The organism is Corallococcus aberystwythensis (genome assembly GCF_003612165.1).
GTDB lineage: Bacteria > Myxococcota > Myxococcia > Myxococcales > Myxococcaceae > Corallococcus > Corallococcus aberystwythensis.
Window position 1 is genome coordinate 1 of record NZ_RAWK01000426.1, and the last position, 5,570, is coordinate 5,570.

Below are 5,570 nucleotides of genomic sequence, written 5' to 3' on the forward strand. Positions count from 1 at the left end.
GCCCAAGCCCCCCCGGCCCCCCTTCGCCTCTTGGAGAGTTCCGCACCATGGCCCTCGACCTGACCTCCCTCCCGCGCCCCTCTCGTGAAGACGCCACCGTGAGCGAAAGGGTGCGCGGACTCGTGGGCAGCGAAATCCTCCGCATCGCCGCGGAGATCCGCGAGCTCGTGGCCCGGGGCAACAAGGTCTGCAACCTCACCGTGGGTGACTTCAGCCCGAAGGAGTTCCCCATCCCGGACGGCCTGCGCGACCAGATTGGCGCGGCGCTCCAGGGCGGTGAGACGAACTACCCGCCGTCCGACGGCGTGCTGGACCTGCGCCAGTCCGTGCAGCGCTTCTACGAGCGCTCCCTGGGGCTGAAGTACCCGCTGGAGGGCATCGTCATCGCGGGCGGCGCGCGGCCGGTCATCTACGCCACCTACCGGGCGGTGCTCGACCCGGGGGACATCGTCGTCTACCCGGTGCCGTCGTGGAACAACAACCACTACGTCCACCTGCTGGGGGCGAAGGGCGTGGTGGTGACGACGGACGCCGCCGCGGGCTTCATGCCCACGCTGGCGCAGCTGGAGCCGCACCTGTCCACAGCGCGACTGCTCTGCTTGTGCAGCCCCCTCAACCCCACCGGGACCATGATTGACCCGGAGGCCCTGCGCGCCATCTGCCAGCGCATCGTGGAGGAGAACCGCGCGCGCGAGGGCCGCGGCCAGAAGCCGCTCATCCTGATGTACGACCACATCTACTGGGTGCTGAGCTTCGGCGGCACGAAGCACGTCACGCCCGTGGCGCTGGTCCCGGAGATGGCGCCGTACACCGTGTTCGTGGACGGCATCAGCAAGGCCTTCGCCGCCACGGGCGTGCGCGTGGGCTGGGGCGTGGGCGCGCCCAGCATCATCTCCCGCATGCGCGACGTGCTGGGCCACGTGGGCGCCTGGGCTCCCAAGGCCGAGCAGGTCGCCACCGCGCGCTACCTGGACGACACGAAGGCCACCGAGTCCTTCCTCCAGAGCATGCGCCAGCGCGTCAACGAGCGCCTGGAGGCCCTCTACAAGGGCTTCCAGCGCATGAAGGACGCGGGCCTGCCGGTGCTCGCCATCGCGCCGCAGGGCGCCATCTACCTGACCGTGCGCTTCGACGTGGTGGGCAGGGACGGCCTCGCCACCAATGACGCCATCCGCAAGCGCCTCCTGGAGAAGGCCGGCTTCGCCGTGGTGCCCTTCCAGGCGTTCGGTCTGGCCGAGGACACGGGCTGGTTCCGGCTCTCCGTGGGCGCCACCTCGGTCGCTGAAATCGAGGCGGCCCTGCCCCGTGTCGAGGCCACCGTGCGCGAAATCCTCACGGCGAAATAGCCTCTTTCCTCCACAGGCCTGCAGGCAGGGAATAGCCTGCCGCCCGTGGCGTTGAGGGCGCCGCCATCATGCTCAAGCGCTTCGTGGACGTCCGTGACGAGGAGGTAGGGGCGGTCCTCGGGGCGTTCGTCTACTTCTTCACGCTGATGTGCGGCTACGCCATCCTGCGGCCCATCCGCAACGAGATGGGCACCGCCGGGGACGTGAAGCACCTGCCCTGGCTCTTCACCGTCACGTTCGTCGTGATGCTGCTGGCGGTGCCGGCCTTCTCCGCGCTGGTGGCGCGCTACCCCCGGCGGGTGGTGGTGCCGCGCGTCTACCGCTTCTTCCTCTTCAACCTGCTGGCCTTCTTCGTGCTGCTCAAGTGGGGCGTGGCGAAGGAGGGCGTGGCGCGCGCCTTCTACGTCTGGCTGAGCGTCTACAACCTGTTCGTCGTCTCCATCTTCTGGAGCTTCATGGCGGACGTGTTCGCCAGCGACCAGGGCAAGCGGCTCTTCGGCTTCATCGCCGCGGGCGGCACCACGGGGATGATTGCCGGCCCGTTCCTGGTGGGACGGCTGGCGGAGCCGGTGGGGCCGGTGAACCTCATCCTCGTGTCCGCGGTGATGCTGGAGGTGAGCGCGCAGTGCGTGCGCCGCCTGGGCCACTGGGCCAGGGACGTGCAGCACCAGGCCGCCACGCGCGAGGGGCCGGTGGGCGGCGGGATGCTCGCGGGGTTGCGGCTCCTGGTGACGTCGCCGTTCCTGATGGCGCTGGGGATGCAGGTGCTGCTGTACGCGGCGACCTCCACGTTCCTGTACTACCAGGAGGTGCAGCTGGTCGCGTCCATGGCGAAGGACGCGGCGGCGCGCACGGCGGCGTTCGCGGACATCGACTTCTGGGTGCAGGTGCTGACGCTGGGCATCCAGACGCTCGTCACCGGGCGGGTCATCTCGAGGCTGGGATTGGGCGTGGCGATGGCGGTGGCGCCGGTGCTCACGCTGGTGGGCTTTGGCGTGCTCGCGTTCGCTCCGGTGCTGGCGGTGCTCATCGCCGTGAAGTCGCTGCGGGGCGCGAGCCACTACGCGCTGGAGCGCCCGTCGCGCGAAATCCTGTTCACCACGGTGGACCGCGAGGCCCGCTACAAGTCCAAGAGCTTCATCGACACGGTGGTGTACCGCGGCAGCGACACGCTGAGCGCGTGGCTGCAGGGCGGGCTCACCGCGCTGGGCCTGGGCCTGACGGGTCTGTCGCTGGCGGCCGTGCCCCTGTCCGCGCTGTGGCTCGCGGTGGCCCTGTACCTGGCGCGCCAGCAGCGCACGCGCGCCGCTGAATCCATTCCGCAGACGACCCTTCCCGGAGGAACCACGGCATGAAGCTGTCCCGAAGAGGCGTGATTCAAGCAGCGGCCGCGCTGAGCGCGGTCCAGGTGTTGGGCTGTGCGTCGTCCCCCAAGGCGGGCCCGTCCGCCGGTGACGACAAGGGCACGGCCCCGGGCAAGCCCCTGAACATCCTCATCCTGGGCGGCACCCGGTTCCTGGGCCCCGCGCTGGTGCAGGTGGCGCAGGCGCGCGGCCACACGCTCACCCTCTTCAACCGCGGCAAGTCCAACCCGGGCCTCTTCCCGGACGTGGAGAAGCTCCAGGGCGACCGCGACCCGAACAAGGGCGAGGGCCTCAAGGCGCTCGCGGGCCGCAAGTGGGACGCGGTCATCGACACGTCCGGCTACGTGCCGCGCATCGTGAAGGCGTCCGCGGAGCTGCTCGCGCCCAACGTGGGCCAGTACGTCTTCATCTCCAGCGTGTCCGTCTACAAGGAGATGACGAAGAAGAACCTCAACGAGTCCGACGCCGTGGGCACCATCCCGGATGAGACGACGGAGGATGTGGGCGAGACGAGCTACGGCCCGCTCAAGGCGCTCTGTGAGCAGGCCGCGGAGGCCGCGCTGCCCGGCCGCGCGCTCAACATCCGTCCCGGCCTCATCGTGGGCCCGGATGACGGCTCCGACCGCTTCACGTACTGGCCGCTGCGCGTGGCGAAGGGCGGCGAGGTGCTGGCCCCCGGCGACGGCGAGGATCCGGTGCAGGTCATCGACGCGCGCGACCTGGCCGCGTTCATCATCCGGAACGTGGAGCGCCGCACCATGGGCATCTTCAACGTCACCGGTCCGGTCCAGCCCATGAAGATAAAGGGCATGCTGGAGGACATCCGCACGGCCACGGGGAGCGACGCGCGCTTCACCTGGGTGGACGCCGCGTTCCTGGAACAGCAGAAGGTGACGGCCTTCGGGGACATGCCCGCGTGGGTGCCGCGCACCGGACCGGAGAGCGGCATCGGTGACGTGAGCATCGCCAGGGCCGTCCAGGCGGGGCTCGCCACCCGCCCGCTCGTGGACACCGTGCGCGACACGCTGACCTGGTTCCGCGCGCTGCCGCCGGACCGCCAGGAGAAGCTGCGCTCGGGCCTGTCCGCCGAGCGGGAGAAGGAAGTGCTCGCCGCCTGGCACCAGACGAAGGGCACCGCCAAGGCGGGCTGAGCCGGACGCAGGGGCCTTGGTACCCGGCCGGAGGGCGGCCGGGCGTCCGGGAAGGCCGCCAATCAGCCGAGGGAAGACGGGCGCTGGCCGGGCGCGTCAAGCATCCGCACCTTCCCTCCATGGAACGCGACCGGGACACCAGGCATCACGTGGTCATCGTGGGGGCGGGCTTTGGCGGGCTGGAGGCCGCGAAGGCCCTGGGCAAGGCGGACAACGTGCGGGTGACGGTGGTGGACCGCTACAACCACCACCTCTTCCAGCCGCTCCTGTACCAGGTGGCGACCTCGGTGCTGAACACCGCGGACATCTCCGCGCCCATCCGCAGCGTGCTGCACTCGCGCAATACGCAGGTGCTGCTGGCGGAGGCGAAGTCGGTGGACGCGCGCCGCAAGGTGCTCGTCGTGGAGGGCGGGGAGATTCCCTACGACTCGCTGGTGCTGGCCACGGGCGCGTCGCACTCGTACTTCAAGCACCCGGAGTGGGCGGACGTGGCGCCGGGCCTGAAGACGCTGGACGACGCCGTGCGCATCCGCGAGCGCATCCTGACGGCCTTCGAAGCCGCGGAGCGCGAGCCCGACCCGGTGCGCCAGCGCGAGTGGATGACCTTCGTCATCATCGGCGCGGGCCCCACAGGCGTGGAACTGGCGGGAGCGCTCGCGTACATGACGCGGCACTCGCTGCCGAAGGACTTCCGGCGCATCGACACGCGCCAGGCGCGGGTGATTTTGCTGGAAGGCCTGCCGCGCGTGCTGAACGCCTATCCGGAGGAGCTGTCGGAGGCCGCGAAGCGCGACCTGGAGAAGCTGCACGTCGAGGTACGCACCGGGGCCCTGGTGACGGACCTGGACGCGGAGGGCGTCAACATCGGGGACGAGCGCATCGCCACCCGCACGGTGCTGTGGGGCGCGGGGGTGGCGGCGTCGCCGCTGGTGCGCTCCTTGGAGGTGCCGCTGGACCGCGCGGGCCGGGTGAAGGTGACGCCGCTGCTCACGGCGCCGGGTCTGGATGACGTGTATGTGATTGGCGACGTGGCGGCGGTGGAGCAGGACGGCAAGCCCGTGCCGGGCATCGCGCCCGCGGCGATGCAGATGGGGCGGCACGTGGCGAGGACGCTCCGAGACCGCCTGGCGAACAAGCCGCTGCGCGCGTTCCGCTACCACGACAAGGGCAGCTTCGCGGTGATTGGCCGCGGCTACGCGGTGGGCGTGCTCTTCGACAAGTGGCGCATGAAGGGGCTGCCCGCGTGGTGCGTCTGGGCGGGCGTGCACATCGCCTACCTCATCGGCTTCCGCAACCGCCTCTTCGTGATGCTGAACTGGGGCTACACGTTCTTCACCCAGGGAGGCCGGAACATGCGGCTCATCACCCACAACGTGTCCAAGCGCATGCCCGCCCTGGCGGCATCCACCCAGGCGCCCGCCGCGCCTCCTCCCGTGCTGCCGGAGGTGACGGTGTCACGGCCCGCGCCGGTGCACTGAGCCACAGGACCTGAGACGTGGTGCGAAGTCGCCCCGGTGCCCTCTGGCGCCGGGGCGATTTCCGTTTTGATCCGGGACCCCTGGCCGTTATCGATCCTGTCCGCCGGCTCCTCGGAGAGGAGGCGGGCATGACGGAGCGGGACAGGTGGGCCCTGGCCATGTCAGCCTGCCGCGATAGGGAAGGGTAGGGACGCGCACTGCGGGGGGCCCGACCCGTCTCTTATACACCTC

General features: G+C 70.3%; 4 protein-coding genes. All 4 read left to right on the plus strand.

From position 1 onward, the window contains the following. The first annotated feature begins 47 nt into the window (after positions 1-47). The gene (locus D7W81_RS39540) at positions 48-1,346 is read left to right on the plus strand and encodes a pyridoxal phosphate-dependent aminotransferase (RefSeq protein WP_120560497.1); all 1,299 of its coding nucleotides are present in this window, start codon (positions 48-50) and stop codon (positions 1,344-1,346) included. Between the two features lie 68 nt (positions 1,347-1,414). Next, positions 1,415-2,701, plus strand: coding sequence for an NTP/NDP exchange transporter (locus tag D7W81_RS39545; protein WP_120560498.1), 1,287 nt, complete (start codon positions 1,415-1,417; stop codon positions 2,699-2,701). Continuing rightward, complete coding sequence (locus D7W81_RS39550) at positions 2,698-3,861, plus strand: NAD-dependent epimerase/dehydratase family protein (RefSeq protein WP_120560499.1); 1,164 nt, start codon at positions 2,698-2,700, stop codon at positions 3,859-3,861. The genes D7W81_RS39545 and D7W81_RS39550 overlap by 4 nt, the downstream gene beginning before the upstream one ends. Positions 3,862-3,980: 119 nt before the next feature. Next, positions 3,981-5,339 (plus strand): NAD(P)/FAD-dependent oxidoreductase, encoded by a 1,359-nt coding sequence (locus tag D7W81_RS39555; protein WP_244227748.1) that lies wholly within the window; start codon positions 3,981-3,983, stop codon positions 5,337-5,339. Positions 5,340-5,570: the final 231 nt, after the last annotated feature.